Consider the following 15,213-nt stretch of genomic DNA (forward strand, 5'->3'; position numbering starts at 1 on the left):
GGGTCGAAAAGACAACGGAATATCCCGATATTCCATGCTGAAAACCAGCGAAAAGCTTCGAAAAAACACGAATTGCGAAAAAAAGAGCTAAAACCGCCTCTCTTCATTCTCTTGCGCATGATCCGGCTTAGTTGAAATCTTCCTGCAGGCATTGATTTTCTGTTAATTTTGACCAATGGTAGTCATCCTAACCTCGCAGCGAGCTTTTTCAGCCAACAAATTAGCCTTCATAACGAACAATTGAGATCTTTATGCTGGCTAACCTGCTACGGAAAATGAACAATATTTGGAATTCTATACCTGGATAGAATGCGGGCTCGCTTTCTGAATTTTCTGGCGGACGTGCAGCGGTTCAGGGAGCGTAAGGACGTCGCGACCAGCGCACTGTCTCCGTCTGACGGAACACGACAAAAAGTCCCTCATCGCCATCGGGGCGATAGGGACTTCCTTAGGGTAAGGCCCGCCGCCGCATGCACCCGCAGAGCTGGGCCTTACCTTATGATTTCTAGATCACACCTACTTTTTGACGGTAAGGCGCAGTCTCCTCTTCTTGCTCGTTGACCACAGATGACGCTGCTGCAGGCTCGGCAACATGTGTAGCATCGCCCGCTTCGATATCTCCGACCAATCCGTACGGGAAGCACAGCGGGGCTCCGGTACGCGGATCCTGGATAATGTCCGCACGGATCGCGAATACTTCACGCAGCATATCGCAAGTAATGACTTCCTCCGGGCTGCCTTCCACAATCAGATCGCCATGCTTGATGGCTACGATATGATGGGCATAGAGCGCCGCATGGTTCAAGTCATGAACCACCATCACAATCGTACGGCCTTCTTCACGGTTCAGCTTCTCGAGCAGCTTCAGCACTTCGAGCTGATGCGCCATGTCCAGGAAGGTCGTCGGTTCGTCCAGGAACAGGATATCCGTTCCTTGTGCCAGCGCCATGGCGATCCACGCACGCTGACGTTGTCCGCCTGACATCTGATCGATCGGACGCTCGGCGAATTCGTTCATCCCCGTTACATCAAGCGCCCATGCGATCATTTCCTTGTCTTCCTTGGTCAAGGATCCGAATCCCTTCTGGTGAGGGAACCGGCCGAAGGAAACGAGCTCGCTGACGGTCAAGCCTTCCGGAGAAACCGGGTTTTGCGGGAGCATCGCCAATTGCTTGGCTACTTCCTTGGTCTGCATCTGATGGATTGATTTCCCGTCCAGGAATACGCCGCCCTTCTGCGGTCTCATGATCCGTGCCATAGTTTTCAAAATCGTCGATTTACCTGAACCGTTTGCTCCAACAAGCGCCGTAATTTTACCGCTGGGAATACTAACGTTCAACTGATTGACGATCATTCTTTCCCCATAGCCAATCTGAAGCCGCTCTGCGAATAACCGGGACATGAGATTCTCTCCTTGCATCTGGAAGTTTATATATCGAACGTGATAATGATTCTCATTATAAGTTTCTATTCAATGATAATGCTTATCAATATCACTGTCAACCATCAATCTCCATTTGTAACAAAATGTTCGCCGCCGAACGGCTGATGCTTGAAGCTTGCCTCCCGCAGGCACGCTCCAAACCAAAACGCCCTGCTCCAGCCATCAGGCTGGGCAAGGCGTCTATGGGGCTGGCGGCGAGTTCCGGCGGAGCCGGAGCCGCTTCGTTTACTTCTCCGTGAAGGCCATCGACCGCAAAGTGTCGTTCAGCAGCTTCCACTGCTCGTCCGTCTTGACGGCATCGTTGATGCGCAGGCGCGCCGTGTAGGCGACTCCGTTCTTCTCCCATACGTAGTCTTCTTGCGTATAAGGAACGTTACGCGACTTGTACTGGGTCGCGAATTTCTTGACGGACGTGCCGAACAACTCCTCGTCCGAGGTTTTGTACGTATACGCCGAATCCGCCTCGGCGTTTTTCTTGTACTCCTTCTCCAGTGCGGTGAATTTGCCTTGAAGATCCCCGGAATCGTCCGACGTCACGGTCATCCCGCCCCCTTGGAACAAGAACGATTTAACAATCGGGTCCTTGTCGCGCTCATACCCCCCGTACCAAAACTCCGGAGCCTTCACCGCATAGCGGTACTTCTTGCTCGTATAGGTCACAGTCCGGCTGCTGCTCGACAGCTCCGCCTCATCCTGGATCACGCCCAGCGAGCGGTTGGCGGAATCCTTGACAAAATGGACGGACGCCTTCAGGCTCTCGGCCAACTCGTCTATGCTCTTCTTGTTGGACTCATCCGTATAAGTCAGCACCATGCCATACTTATACTTATCCCGAATTAGGTAAATCGCATGCATATACTGCCACTTGTCCCCCATGGTGAACGCGTAGTCCATCTCGATAGCCGGCACGCCGTCGATTGTTGTCTCCCGGGGTTCGCTAGCCTTCCGGTAATCCGAGACGAACTTCCGGGTGAAGTTCTCCGCGTCTCGAGTGCTCCAGTCCTTCAAGGTATCGCCCGAGGAAGCCGACGTCACGGAGACCACGAGTCCCTTGTCCGCTTCCTCGCTCTGGTAGCTCAAGCTGCTGCCCCACCCATTTGTGCTCCAGTCGGCCGGTACATCGAAGGTAATGCCGTAATCCGTAAGGATGGTGTTGGTGCTTTGATGAACGGAGATGTCCTTCAGGCCCGCATTCTTCTCGTCATAAGACAGCAAGAACGAATCCAACAGGTCATTGAAGCTGTTGCGTTTGAAATTGTTGTTGTACATCTCTTCGCTGTAAACCGTCAGCAGGATGTAGAAGATCTTGTCTCCCCGCAGAAAAGCCCGGCTTTGGTACATCTGGCCGCCATAGCTGGATTTCCCTACGATCACGGCGTACGGATCGGACTTCTGGTCCACATAACGCTTCTCAAGAATCGTGTCGCCGTGATGCTGTGCTTCCAGCTTGCGCAGCAGGCCAAGCGGGGACAAGTCGGCGCTCTGATCGTTCTCGATCTCGATGTCGATCGCATATTCACCCTTGGCGTCGGCGAATGATACGCTCTGCCCGTCGCTGTCCTGCTCCTTCTTGATCAGCCCGGCCGGATACTTCATCGACCAGCCGTAATAGCTGTCCCCGATATGCGTCTTGCCCTGGTCCGCATCGATGTAAGAGCCGTCCGCATCCCGCACGAGCGAGGTTGCGCTCGATTCATCCTCGCCCAGCAGAACTTCGGCCACCCGCTGGGTCCCTCCGGACTTAAGCGTCAGCTTGACCTTCTGCTGCGGCAAGTAATTCTTCAGCGCCTCGTTGTACTGCACCAGCGTGCCCGTAGGCGACGATTCGATGGCCAGCAGCACGTCGCCCTGCTTGATGCCTGCCTTCGCCGCCGGGGAATCCGGCTCGACGTAGGTGACCTCCAGGCCGTTGCTGGAAGGAATGCCGACGACGGCCTCCCAGCTCTCGCCGAGCTCGACGCCTAGATAAGGGCGCTTGACCTTACCGTACTTGAAGAAATGATCCAGCACATGCTGCACCGTATTGACCGGGATCGCAAAGTTCAGGCTATCGACCCCGTATTCGACGAATTTGAGTGTATTGATGCCGATGACTTCTCCCTTCATATTCAGCAGCGCGCCGCCGCTGTTGCCGGGGTTGATCGCAGCGTCCGTCTGGATCAGCTGGTACTTGGACTGAACGGCGCGGTCCATGCCGCTGACGATCCCGTACGTAACCGAGTTGCGCAGCGCGAACGACAGCGGAGTCCCGATCGCCATCACCGGCTCCCCGACCTTGATGTCCGAGGGGCTGGCGAACTTGGCCGCAGTCAGGCCCGTCGCCTCGATCTTGACCAGCGCCAGATCGCTTTCTTCGTCGTAATGTGTCGTCTTGCCCGTGTAAGACTTCCCGTCCGCCAGCACGACCGTTATATTACGCATATCCTTGACCACGTGGGCGTTGGTCAAGATGTATCCTTCACTGCGGACGATGACGCCTGTACCGTGTGCCAGATTGTAGCGGTTGGCCGCCCATACCTTCCGGTTGTCTGCCGGCTTGCCGATAATGGCTACGACCGACGAGGTCGTTTGTTCGATTACTGCGGGGATGGCGCCGCGGTCATCGGCCGCTCCCGCATAAGCGGCAACTGGCGCCGCGAGCACGGCCAGCAGCATGGCCGAAGCGGTCGCATGCGCCACTTTGCGGCTTAACATTGTAAACTTAGTCATCGTCAGGTTTCTCCCCCGTCAGCCCTCTAACAGGCCATTCATTTCCATGTCCACTAAAATCTATCATCTCGTGAAATCGAATGCAAGCCGAAATAGAGCTGATAGACAAAAATCCCTCTCCCCCGCCAAATTCAGCGGAAAAGAGGGACCTTTCGCGGCCTTTCCGGCCTAGCGGAGCACCTTGTCAATTAAGCCGTAAGCCTGTGCCTCGTCGGCGGATAAGAAGTGGTCACGGTCCGTGTCACGCTGGATTTTCTCCAGCGGCTGGCCGGTCCGCTCCGCGAGAATCGCATCCAGTGTTCGCCGCGTCTTCAGGATATGTTCGGCCTGGATCGCGATATCCGATGCCTGGCCGCGTACGCCTCCTCCTCCGACCCAGGGCTGGTGGATCATCACCTCGGCATTGGGGAGGGCAATCCGCTTGCCCGGCGCTCCGGCCGCCAGCAGCACGGCTCCGAACGAAGCGGCCAGACCGACGCAGATCGTCGAGATGTCCGGCTTCACGAACTGCATCGTATCATAGATCGCCAGACCCGAGGTGGTCGAGCCGCCCGGACAATTGATATACAGGTGAATATCCTTCTCCGAATCGTTAGCCGTCAGGAACAGGAGCTGGGCGATGACGGCATTGGCCGTCTGGTCGTCAATTGCGCTGCCGAGGAAAATGATCCGGTCCTTCAGCAATCGCGAATAAATATCGTAGGAACGCTCTCCCCGCCCGCTCTGCTCCACGACCATAGGAATATAGCTCATCGTCTTCGTACCTCCCGAAAATCATATTTCAATTCAATGAAACGGTGTATTCTTGTTGTTCTCCGCTTACGCTGCGCAACGCAGCCCAGCCTGCAAGGACCCGCGCGCCTCGGCCGTCTTCTGCCCAAAGCCAGAGGAGGTTACCCGGATGATGGGACCGTCCTGATCTCCGTTCTCTCCGCCGATATGAATCTCTTGAATCGTGATCTCTTGGGAGCTGCCGCCGCTGCGCCGGGATTCCCAAATAATCGTCGGGGCTGCTTGCTGCGGCTGTCGCTGTTCAGTGGCTGTACCCGTCAGCACGTCGCAGGAACGCTTCCCCTGCACCGGCTTGACCGTCCTCTGGCTGTCGGACCGGTTGGCTTCCACCCTTGCTTGATTCAGAATGCTCTTCATCATGCACGATCCTCCTTGTGTTCCGGCTCGGGGTACACCGCTGTCATCACGCGGAAGCCCGCTCCCCGTCCAGCCGGTTTATATTTCTCGGATAATACACGCACCGCCTCCGCATAATCGCGGATGAATGCCTGCCTGGCCGCTTCATCGGGCAGGTAAATCTCCGTCTCCAGCACCGCACTCGGCACCTCGTCTAGATCGGACTTCTCCATCAAGCGCATCGCATCGCCCCGCATCCGCTCGGAGGCTTGGATCAGATGAAGCAGCGCGCCCTGATCCTTCATCCGCTGAACCGTTTCCTCCGGCCAGCCGAATGAATCAGGGATCAGATAGGTCCGCGCGATCGACTGATACAGCACCTCCACAAGATTCTTCACCTGCCGGGTACCGCTGCGCCGGATCAGCCCGACCTTCTCGAGCGCCTTCAGATGGTAGTTCACCTTCTGCGCGGGCTCGCCCAGCTGTCTTCCCACCTCGGAGGCCGAAGCCGGCTCCTGGAGCACCCGCAGTACCTCCGCCCGCAGCGGGTTCAGGAGCGCGATCGCCTGCTCCGCGAACTCCAGCCGGTATAGTTCCTTCACTTCGGGATTGTTCATGAGCACCACCATAAAAATATTTTTTTACGTAAATATATTGTATTACGATGATGCTCGTCTTGTCAAACCTGGCTTTCGCCCGATCTCATAAGTTGACGGATAAGCAAAAACGGCCCTCCCGGCTAAACGCCGGTAAGACCGTTACGTACCTTCTCTCCACCATTTCCCCGCCTGAAGCCCCTTCGTACAAAGCAAAAAAACTTCAAGCTCTTGTTGCATTCCTTACTTCCGCTCCACTTCAACTCCGTGACGCTCCGCTCTCCGGGCCAGTTCCTCTGACGCCTCGGCAAACAGGTGGTCTTCACGGAAGTCGTATATTTGCGTGCTCCCCCACTTGCTTTGAGCCATGATATGGATCTGCCTTCCTCTCTTCTACAGGACGAGCTTCTTCATCTCCAGCCAGGGCGTTGCCTTGCGGCCGTAACGGACGCCCTGCTCATCCGCGGACAAGAGCTGCGAACGCAGCAGCTTGCTTGCGAGCACCAGTCCAAGTACGATCCAGATCAGCATAAAGACAATCACCAGCCAGGCCCAGTCGCCTGCCTGGCGGTTCACCATAATCACACCTATCGTAATAGGAGAAAGCATCGCCGGGATCAATACGCCAACCATCGCCCTCTGTGTAGCTTGTACCGTGTATGCCTGATTATCATGCCGAATGTCCATAGTCCGTTTCCTCCTTATCTTATTCAGGTCTCATAACCGATCTGATGGACATGTCTACGAACGGGTGACCAAACATCCGTTTTCTGTCGCGAATAGCTCACATCTTGTATAATGGAATACAATGCCAGATACATATCACTCGTTCATAGAAAAGCAAGACCGGTGCTGATCACAGATATCGAAATGCCCAGGCTGTCCGGCAATGAAATGGAGAGCTTCGTACATGCGTAAGCGCTAACAAACCCTGCGATAACGGAAATATCGCATACCGAAGAGCACCACCCTATTATCCTGATCATGTTCCACATGCAGACAAGGGCCTCACGGCCAAGGAGGAATGGCAATGAACATACGCTACGACCGGTTTCCCGGCGGACGAACCAAAGCGATAACCCTGAGCTACGACGATGGCCGGGAAGAGGACCGGCAGCTTGTCGCCACCATGAATGAATATGGGCTGAAGGGCGCGTTTCATCTCAACTCGGGCCTCCTCGACAGACCCGGCTATCTGCGGGCGGATGAGATCCGGACGCTGTTTGCAGGACAAGAAGTATCGGCCCATACGGCTACTCATCCTTTCCTGGACATTACCCCTCCGGAACGCGTCGTCATGGAGATCATGGAAGATCGCGACACTCTGGAGCGGCTTGTCGGCTACCCTGTACGCGGGATGAGCTATCCCTTCGGGTCCTGGAACGATCAGGTGGTATCGGCCTTGCCCGGCCTCGGTATTGAATACGCGCGAACGACGAACGCCACCAAGTCGTTCCAACTGCCTGCCGACTTCAGTCTCTGGCATCCGACCTGCCATCATCACGACATGCTGGAATACGGTGAACGTCTGCTGAACCATAATCCCTGGAACAACCGAATGGCTCTGCTCTACGTATGGGGGCATAGCTATGAATTTGAAAAGGACCAGCATTGGAGCAAGCTGGAGCAATTCGGACAATTAGTCGGAGGACGCAGCGATATCTGGTATGCGACCAATGCCGAGATCGTCGCCTACATGAAGGCCGTTCGAGAGCTTCGCCTCTCCGTCTCCGGCCGCATCGTGCATAACCCGTCCGCCCTGTCCGTGTGGATTCAAGTGGACGACACGACGATTGAACTCAGAAGCGGTGAGATCAGAGAAGTATGACGGAACCGCAATCAGATAGATATAGATAACGAAACGCAGCAAAAAAAGTAACACAAAAAATCCGGAAACCTTAGCGGTTGATCCGGATTTTTTGTCACTCTCTTCAAAGTCGGGAGCTGCCCCAAAATTAAGCTTCGCCGCCAGTGGTAGGAGGCACGAAGGTACGCTGGGCCAACTCGGCATCCAGCATATAGAAAGCATTGCTGTCCTTATCGATCCGACGGAGCTTCTGAATGATGCTGTCGAAGGTCGCTTCCTCCTCGACTTGCTCATCGATAAACCATTTCAGGAAGTTAATCGTGGCATGCTCGCGCTCATTCCAAGCGATATCCGACAGCTCATAGATCCGTTTCGTTACCGTCTGTTCATGAGAGAAGGCATGCTCGAAAGCATCCAGCAGCGAGGAATAAGCATTCTGCGGATCCTCCATGCCGGACACGTGAGCGCGTTTACCCAGCGTATTGATAAAGTGGAAAATTTTCATCGCATGGAACTTCTCTTCCTCCGCCTGAACAATGAAGAAGTTGGCAAACCCGTCAAAGCTTTCGGACGAGCAGTAGCCGGCCATAGCCAGATACACTTGGGAGGAGTAAAACTCATAGTTCATTTGTTCGTTCAGTTTGGCGAGCAGGTTATCACTCAGCATCAGGTCACGCCCCTTATTTTGTGAAGGTTATCGTTACATACCAGCTTGAACCAGAAAGGGCGCCGTCGTGTTTGCAGCACGCTGTGCTTGATCCCTGCCACTTGCCCGCCTGCAAGGCGTCCTCAAGCGGTCTGATTAGCTCTATTTTACCATGTTCCATGATCTTCCTCAATAACAGCAACGGGGCGAACATGTACATACGGCCCTTATACAGCTTCTCAACGTAGGATATGATTCCCATAAGTGAATCGAGTATTCCTATGCTCAGCGGATGTAACGAATATATGCCTCGGCATAAAAGACTGCTTAATCTCCCAACGAACGAAACGACCGCCTTACGCGCAACCTGCTGCGTGTAAGGCGGCCGTTCTTTGTCACCTAGCCGTTAACGGTCACGACGATGGTCGTTCTCATCTTGGCGTACGTTACGGTGATGGTCGCTTTGCCCTTGCCCGTCGCCTTGATGATGCCATCCTTCACATCGGCAACCCGGATGTTCGAGGACGTCCACAGACCCTCTATTGTCACATCCTGATCGCTACCGTCAAAGAAGGTTGCGGTGGCCTTGGCATCGAAGGTCGCGCCCTTCTTCAGGTCGATCGCGACTTCATTCGTTTTCAGGTATTTCAGCTTGTCGATTTCCACCGGAATATTGATGCTCTTACCGGCCAGGGACACGACGATGATCGCCGAACCCGCGTCAACAGCGGTAACCAATCCGTCCTTCACATCGGCTATCTTATAATTGGTTGACCTCCAAGCAGCCGAATCATTCATTTCCTTCTTGCTTCCATCCGACAGCACCGCCGTCAGGTTGATCTGTACGGAATCGCCCCGCTTCGTGCTGACGAACTTCTTGTCGACCTCGATGCTTTGAATAACGCCGATTTCGACAGGAATCGAGACCGTTTTGCCGCCATAAGTAGCCGTAATCGTAGTCTTGCCGCGGGAAATTGCCTTAACAACCCCATTGGTGACTTGAGCGATCTTCTCATCAGCAGATTTCCACTCCGCTTCCTGAACCACATTCTTTGACGCTCCGCTGCTGTCGGTGGCCATCAGGACGATCGCTTTGCTTTCTCCCAGATCAAAGGACAACGTCATCGGAGTGGCCACCAGCTTGTTAGCCATGTCGACTTGGACCACGATATCCACCGACTTGCCTCCAAAGGAGACGTTGATCTTCGTTTCGCCGGAGCTCACCGCCGTTACCCTGCCGTCCTCAGTGACGGTTGCGATCTTAACGTCGGAGCTTGTCCATACCGCGTCGCTGGCGACGTTACTCGTCGTTCCGTCGGTGTACGTAGCCTTGAGGCTGAGCGTCTTGGACTCGCTCTTAGCGAGGATCAGCTTGGTCTGATCTACCGTCAGCGTCTTGAGCACGCCGACCGATACCTGAATCGTAACCGAACGAGTGCCGAATACGGCCTTCACGCTCGTCGCGCCCGTACCTACACCCGATACAAGCCCTTTGCGGACTTCGGCAATTTCCTCATTGGCGGAGGTCCATACCGCCTTGCTCGTGATATCCTCTTCACGTCCGTCCGCATAAATGGCCTTCACCGTTACTTGCTCGGTAGAGCCGACTTGAAACTGAACATTCTTATGACTGGAAGACAGCTTGATCGGCACGTCGACCGAGATCGCGGCCGTTACCGTTTTGCCTCCGTATGTAGCCTTCGCTTTTGTCACGCCCGCTTTTTTGGCCGTCACTTTGCCTTTCGTTACGGTGGCAATCGCCGAGTCTTCCACGCTCCACTCAGCAACCTGTGTCACGTCCTCCTGGGTGTCATCGCCGTAGAACGCCTTCAACGTGAGCTGGCCGGACTCGTTCGTTTTGACGAACAGCTCCTCCGTATTCAGCTCCAGACGGTTCGGAACGTCAATTTCAACTTTAACTTTGACCGTTTTGTTCCCGTACTTGGCAGAAACCGTCGTCTCGCCGGAGGCATTGGCGCTAACCTTGCCCTTAGTGACGTAAGCCGTGTCCTCATTCTCGGACGTCCACTCCGCTTTGGCTGTTGCGTCCTCTGTACTTCCGTCCGCGTAAGTGGCTGTCAGCTTGAGCTGTGCGGTATCACCCTTCTTCATGTACAGAGTCTGCTTGTCCAGCTCGATCTTCAGGGTCTGATCCACGATAACCTTAATCGTCGTCGATTTGGTGCCGTAGGTCCCTTTGATATTCGTCTGTCCCGGGCCGTAGGCGGTAATTTTCCCCTTGATGACGTCCGCGATCGAGCTATCGTCCGTTTCCCAATCGGCCTTATCGGATACATCTTCCTGCGTGCCGTCCGGGTAAGTGGCCATCAGCTTGATATTTGCGGATTCCCCCTTAAGCAGGGAAAGCTCTGTTTTATCCGCATCCACACGCTTGACAATCTCCACGCTCACCGGGATCGTCACCTGCTGGCCGCTGTACTTGGCCGTGACGCTCCCGGTACCTGAACTATGGCCCGTAACCTTACCATTAACCACCGTTGCGATGGCACCATTATCGATATTCCAGTCAGCCTTATCGGTCACATCCTCGTTGGTGCCGTCGTCGTAATAAGCCGTCAGCTTGACCTGCTCGGATTGGTTCTGTCTAAGGTTGATCTGCTGCTTATCCTTAATCAGCGAGCGCAGCTTCTTGGTGACCGTCACATTCACGATGACGGTCTTGCCCATAAAAGTGGCTGTAAGAGCGGCCTTTCCTTCCTTCTTAGCCGTAACGGCGCCTGCATAGACGGCTACCGTATCCGGGTCGCCCGAGCTCCATTCCGTTTTCACCGATACATTCTCTGTCGTTCCGTTTACGTATACAGCTGTCGCCGTTAACGTAGCCGTACCGCCGACCTCCAGAGTCAGCTCGTTCTTGTTCAAAACCAGGCTTGAAATTTCATTGGCTGCCCATACCTGCTGCGGTCCCGTGAAGCCTCCCGCTCCCAAAGCGACGACCAGCGCAAGCGCCATGATTTTGATCCAATGAAAACGCATCTGTTTCATCTCTCCTGTCTGTTCCTGCCCAAAATAGATAGCTCCTCTTTATATCGACATTCAGAGGCGGATTCTTTAGGTTTTGGCCGAATAATATTCCACCGGTCTTTTCCCGGCGCGGGCAGCTTAGACATGGATCGGTCATAGGACGAATATGCTGGTTATAGCCACTCTGCGGCCCGGCCGCAGCATTGCCCGTACGAAAAGGAGAGGATCGCCTTTATGCAAATTCATGTCGTTACGCCCGGACAGTCTCTCTATCAGCTCTCGCGCGTCTATCAGGTGCCGGTGGCGGCCATCGCCGACGCCAATGAGCTGCACACTGCGGAAACCCTGGTCGTCGGCCAGGCCCTCGTCATTCCCATCGTCGGCCAATACTACGTCGTACGCCCTGGCGATACGCTCGGCGGGATCGCCGGAGAGCATCATCTAAGCGCTCAGCGCCTGGCGGATGTCAACGGATTGAATGCCGGGGAACCGCTCCAGGCAGGCACCCGGCTGTATATTCCTCCGGCACCGCGACGCAGCGCAGAGACGAATGCCTATCTCGAGCCGCGGGGTGGAGCGGTCAGTCCGGCCCTCACGAGAGCGGCCCAGGAAGCAGCCCCCCATCTGACCTACCTCGGCCCGTTCAGCTTCCGCATCCGACGCGACGGAACCCTCGAGCGTCCGCCTCTAGGGGACCTTCGGAAGATTACCCGCGCGCAAGGCGTCACGCTGATGATGGTCGTCACCAACCTGGAGAACGATCAGTTCAGCGCCGAGCTGGGCGAAGTCATTCTGAATGATACGGGGCTACAAGACAAGCTGCTATCCACGATTATCGCGACGGCCCGCGAGCTCGGCTTCCGGGACATTCACTTCGATATCGAGCATCTGCGGCCCCAGGACCGCGAAGCCTATAACCGCTTCCTGCGCAAGGCCGCCGCGGCTATTCACCGCGAGGGGTTCCTGATGTCCACCGCCCTGGCACCCAAGACGAGCGCTTCCCAGACCGGGGCCTGGTATACGGCTCACGATTACAAGACCCACGGCGAGGTGGCGGACTTCGTCGTGATCATGACTTACGAATGGGGCTATAGCGGAGGGCCTCCGATGCCCGTGTCTCCGATCGGTCCTGTCCGACAGGTGCTGGAATACGCACTGACCGAGATGCCCGCTTCCAAGATCATGATGGGCCAGAATTTGTACGGCTACGACTGGACCCTGCCTTATGTGCCTGGAGGCGCTTATGCCAAGGCTGTCAGCCCGCAGGAGGCAATTCGCCTGGCCCGAACCCACCATGCTCGGATCGATTACGATGCCAAGGCTCAGGCGCCTCACTTTACGTATTGGGACCCCTCCGGCAAAGAGCATATCGTCTGGTTCGAGGACGCCCGTTCCATTCAGGCTAAGTTCGACCTGCTGAAGGAGCTGGAGCTGAGAGGAATCAGCTATTGGAAGCTGGGCCTCCCTTTTCCGCAGAACTGGCTGCTGCTGGAGGATAACTTCCAGGTCGTGAAGAAAGACTAGGATACACAAGCGGCCGGAGCGCTGCTCGAACGGGGAGCAAACATCTTCTTAATTACTGTACGGTGGAAGCCGATGATATAAGATAATAGAGCTTTTCATGTACGCGAGGTGAACTAGCATTGAGAAACTCCAGATCCAAATCGCGCCGCAGGCGGCGGAGAATACCTGTAACCGCCGCCGCTGCCGTCCTCGTTCTAGGCTTGGCGGCCGCCGCCCATGGCTACCTGCAGCCCTACCGGCCTGACGCCAGGGCACTATCGGTGCTGCATAGCCAGGGCAGCGTCCGCGTGACCGATGGTACCGATTGGCTCAGCTTCGAGCCTGAGGAGCGCATCGAGCCCGGCGTGATTTTCTACCCGGGCGGGCTCGTCAAGCCGGAGAGCTACGCCCCGCTGGCCCTCGCACTCGCTGAAACCGGACATGCTTCTTATATCATCCGCATGCCGCTCCATCTCGCCGTCCTAGGCGGCGACCGGGCGCTAGATCTGATCGTGCAGCAGCCCGACCATTCCTTCGTGATCGGCGGGCACTCGCTTGGCGGCGTCATGGCCTCCCGATTCGCGGTGAGTCATCCCGGCCAGGTCAAGGGCGTCTATTTCCTTGGCTCGTATCCAGACCCCCAAGGCGCTCTGACCGATTACGCGACGCCCGTGCTGTCGCTGACCGGGTCACTGGACGGTGTCATGAACCGCAACAGGTATGAGGAGGCGCGCAGCCTGCTTCCTGCTTCGACGCAATACGTCAGGATCGAGGGAGGCAACCACTCCCAGTTCGGCAGCTATGGTCTGCAGAAGGGCGACCATCCCGCCGTCCTGACGCCGGACGAGCAGCAGCAGCGGGTCGTGCAGGAGCTCGAGGCTTGGCTCAAGCTGGCGAAATAGCATCCGATCCTTTGCTTACTTATCGATTTTGATCGGCATTCCTTGCGGAAGTAGTTTCGCGGTCAACGACGCCAGATCTTTTTCTCTCCAGGTATCGTTGAAAAAGCTTCTTAACAATGCCACTCTACGGAACGTCAATCCCCACTCGCTATCCAGTGCCATAATAAATAAAACCAAACCTCGAGAAGAACCTCAAGGTTTGGTTTTCCAGATGAACCCTCTCGCGTTAGCTCCGGATCCCTTCGTAAATGGCCTCACAAAGGTCTACCGTAAATTGACCTGACATCCCTTCCAAAGCAGTATTGGTAAATGCCACCACGCTAATCTGCTTTACGGGGTCAACGAACCACGAATGACCATAGGTCCCCCCCATGCGCCAAGTACCCAGAGATTCGGACGTTGCTGCTGCGACTGGATCCTTTAACACCGTAAAGCCAAGGCCGAACCCTCGTCCCGGCCAATACGCCATTGGAAGATCACCAATCTGATTCGTCGTCATTTTATGAACCCAGCTTTCCGACATCAGAGGCGCCCCACCCTTCCGCAACGTTTCAAGCAGCTGCAAAAAGTCTCCTGCACTACCAACCATACCTGCGCCACCCGACTGGTAGGCCCGATTATCAAGTGCCCGCATAGGGGAAAGCCGGAAGCCGGCCGTACCTTCCACAAAGGGGTTCGTATCCAAATCATCTCGCAAGCGACGCGGCTCAGGCGTATCATTCGCATAAGCAGCGGACAGCCGCTCTGGGTTAACGGCTATAAAACCTGTATCTTGCATCCCGAGCGGTTCTGTCACCAAAGAGCGTACGGCTTCGCTTAGTGTTGTTTCCGTAACCTTGGCAATCACTGCACCCAATACATCTGTAGCTATGGAATATTTCCACTCCATGCCTGGCGTGTAAAGAAGCGGTGCGGAAGCAAGCCGGCGCAGATTTTCTTCCAGGGTGATATCCGTTTGGTCCATTCCATCCGATACGCCAGCCTGTTCGTACGAGTCTTGTTCCTTCTGGAAGAAACGGTAGGTCAAACCCGCCGTGTGGGTCAACAAATTTTGAATGGTCACGGTTGCGAGCTCACCACTCTGCAAACGGGGACGAAAATCAGGCAGCCATTTGTCCACATGATCATCCAGATGAAGTCGGCCTTGCGACAAGAGTACAAGCGCTGCCGTCGATACAATCGGTTTGGATACGGAAGCAAGCCGGAACAACGTATTCTCTTGCATGTGTCGGTTCTTCTCACGGTCTGCATAACCTAGAGCGCGGCTATAATACTCTGTCCCCTGAATCGCCACTTTAAGGACAGCACCCACCAACCTTTTTTCGGAAAGCGTACGCTCGATGACTTCATCGATGCGTGCTTGCAAGAGATCTGAATTAATAAGGTTTGAAACGTTTTTATTCAACGACAGTCACCCTCTCTATAAAGTTAAAGCATGGATTAGCTTAAAGAATGATTTTATTTTAATCATAAATCAGCCTGAATTACATGGA

13 protein-coding genes are annotated in these 15,213 nt (G+C 55.1%); 3 read left to right on the forward strand and 10 right to left on the reverse strand.

What is annotated here, in order from left to right; translation table 11 throughout:
* Positions 1-505: 505 nt before the first annotated feature.
* From WMW72_RS25210 to WMW72_RS25240, 7 genes are all read right to left on the reverse strand, one after another.
* Complete coding sequence (locus WMW72_RS25210) at positions 506-1,402, reverse strand: ABC transporter ATP-binding protein (RefSeq protein ID WP_341418337.1); 897 nt, start codon at positions 1,400-1,402, stop codon at positions 506-508.
* A gap of 267 nt (positions 1,403-1,669) precedes the next feature.
* Positions 1,670-4,153 (reverse strand): S1C family serine protease, encoded by a 2,484-nt coding sequence (locus tag WMW72_RS25215; protein WP_341418338.1) that lies wholly within the window; start codon positions 4,151-4,153, stop codon positions 1,670-1,672.
* Positions 4,154-4,321: 168 nt separating this feature from the next.
* Complete coding sequence (gene clpP, locus WMW72_RS25220) at positions 4,322-4,906, reverse strand: ATP-dependent Clp endopeptidase proteolytic subunit ClpP (RefSeq protein ID WP_341418339.1); 585 nt, start codon at positions 4,904-4,906, stop codon at positions 4,322-4,324.
* 66 nt (positions 4,907-4,972) lie between these two features.
* Entirely contained in the window at positions 4,973-5,305 is a 333-nt protein-coding gene (locus tag WMW72_RS25225) for a hypothetical protein (RefSeq protein ID WP_341418340.1), read from the reverse strand.
* Positions 5,302-5,898, reverse strand: coding sequence for a winged helix-turn-helix domain-containing protein (locus WMW72_RS25230; RefSeq protein WP_341418341.1), 597 nt, complete (start codon positions 5,896-5,898; stop codon positions 5,302-5,304). Before WMW72_RS25230 ends, WMW72_RS25225 begins: the two co-directional genes overlap by 4 nt.
* A gap of 222 nt (positions 5,899-6,120) precedes the next feature.
* The gene (locus tag WMW72_RS25235; RefSeq protein ID WP_341418342.1) at positions 6,121-6,246 is read right to left on the reverse strand and encodes a hypothetical protein; all 126 of its coding nucleotides are present in this window, start codon (positions 6,244-6,246) and stop codon (positions 6,121-6,123) included.
* Positions 6,247-6,270: 24 nt separating this feature from the next.
* On the reverse strand, positions 6,271-6,564 hold the full coding sequence (locus WMW72_RS25240; RefSeq protein ID WP_341418343.1) for a hypothetical protein: 294 nt from the start codon (positions 6,562-6,564) through the stop codon (positions 6,271-6,273).
* A gap of 343 nt (positions 6,565-6,907) precedes the next feature.
* On the opposite strand from WMW72_RS25240, the gene WMW72_RS25245 reads away from it, so the two are divergent.
* Positions 6,908-7,705, forward strand: coding sequence for a polysaccharide deacetylase family protein (locus WMW72_RS25245; protein WP_341418344.1), 798 nt, complete (start codon positions 6,908-6,910; stop codon positions 7,703-7,705).
* A gap of 127 nt (positions 7,706-7,832) precedes the next feature.
* On the opposite strand, the gene WMW72_RS25250 is transcribed toward WMW72_RS25245, so the two are convergent.
* Both WMW72_RS25250 and WMW72_RS25255 read right to left on the reverse strand, forming a co-directional pair.
* Positions 7,833-8,351, reverse strand: a complete 519-nt coding sequence (locus WMW72_RS25250; protein WP_341418345.1) for a ferritin — start codon at positions 8,349-8,351, stop codon at positions 7,833-7,835.
* Between the two features lie 378 nt (positions 8,352-8,729).
* A complete protein-coding gene (locus WMW72_RS25255) occupies positions 8,730-11,327 on the reverse strand; it encodes an Ig-like domain-containing protein (RefSeq protein WP_341418346.1) in 2,598 nt (865 codons plus the stop codon).
* Positions 11,328-11,549: 222 nt separating this feature from the next.
* Here WMW72_RS25255 and WMW72_RS25260 point away from each other — a divergent pair, with 222 nt between their 5' ends.
* Both WMW72_RS25260 and WMW72_RS25265 read left to right on the forward strand, forming a co-directional pair.
* The gene (locus WMW72_RS25260; RefSeq protein WP_341418347.1) at positions 11,550-12,839 is read left to right on the forward strand and encodes a glycosyl hydrolase family 18 protein; all 1,290 of its coding nucleotides are present in this window, start codon (positions 11,550-11,552) and stop codon (positions 12,837-12,839) included.
* Positions 12,840-12,958: 119 nt separating this feature from the next.
* Positions 12,959-13,720, forward strand: coding sequence for an alpha/beta hydrolase (locus tag WMW72_RS25265; RefSeq protein WP_341418348.1), 762 nt, complete (start codon positions 12,959-12,961; stop codon positions 13,718-13,720).
* 226 nt (positions 13,721-13,946) lie between these two features.
* On the opposite strand, the gene WMW72_RS25270 is transcribed toward WMW72_RS25265, so the two are convergent.
* Entirely contained in the window at positions 13,947-15,131 is a 1,185-nt protein-coding gene (locus WMW72_RS25270; protein ID WP_423227598.1) for a serine hydrolase domain-containing protein, read from the reverse strand.
* Between the last annotated feature and the right edge of the window lie 82 nt (positions 15,132-15,213).

The sequence above is a fragment of the Paenibacillus filicis genome, assembly GCF_038070315.1.
GTDB classification, from domain to species: domain Bacteria; phylum Bacillota; class Bacilli; order Paenibacillales; family NBRC-103111; genus Paenibacillus_G; species Paenibacillus_G filicis.

Bases quoted from the DNA above. Each gene is read 5' to 3' on its own strand.
- WMW72_RS25210 (WP_341418337.1), bottom strand. From the start codon at position 1,402: ATGTCCCGGTTATTCGCAGAGCGGCTTCAGATTGGCTATGGGGAAAGA.
- WMW72_RS25215 (WP_341418338.1), bottom strand. From the start codon at position 4,153: ATGACTAAGTTTACAATGTTAAGCCGCAAAGTGGCGCATGCGACCGCT.
- clpP (WP_341418339.1), bottom strand. From the start codon at position 4,906: ATGAGCTATATTCCTATGGTCGTGGAGCAGAGCGGGCGGGGAGAGCGT.
- WMW72_RS25225 (WP_341418340.1), bottom strand. From the start codon at position 5,305: ATGATGAAGAGCATTCTGAATCAAGCAAGGGTGGAAGCCAACCGGTCC.
- WMW72_RS25230 (WP_341418341.1), bottom strand. From the start codon at position 5,898: ATGAACAATCCCGAAGTGAAGGAACTATACCGGCTGGAGTTCGCGGAG.
- WMW72_RS25235 (WP_341418342.1), bottom strand. From the start codon at position 6,246: ATGGCTCAAAGCAAGTGGGGGAGCACGCAAATATACGACTTCCGTGAA.
- WMW72_RS25240 (WP_341418343.1), bottom strand. From the start codon at position 6,564: ATGGACATTCGGCATGATAATCAGGCATACACGGTACAAGCTACACAG.
- WMW72_RS25245 (WP_341418344.1), top strand. From the start codon at position 6,908: ATGAACATACGCTACGACCGGTTTCCCGGCGGACGAACCAAAGCGATA.
- WMW72_RS25250 (WP_341418345.1), bottom strand. From the start codon at position 8,351: ATGCTGAGTGATAACCTGCTCGCCAAACTGAACGAACAAATGAACTAT.
- WMW72_RS25255 (WP_341418346.1), bottom strand. From the start codon at position 11,327: ATGCGTTTTCATTGGATCAAAATCATGGCGCTTGCGCTGGTCGTCGCT.
- WMW72_RS25260 (WP_341418347.1), top strand. From the start codon at position 11,550: ATGCAAATTCATGTCGTTACGCCCGGACAGTCTCTCTATCAGCTCTCG.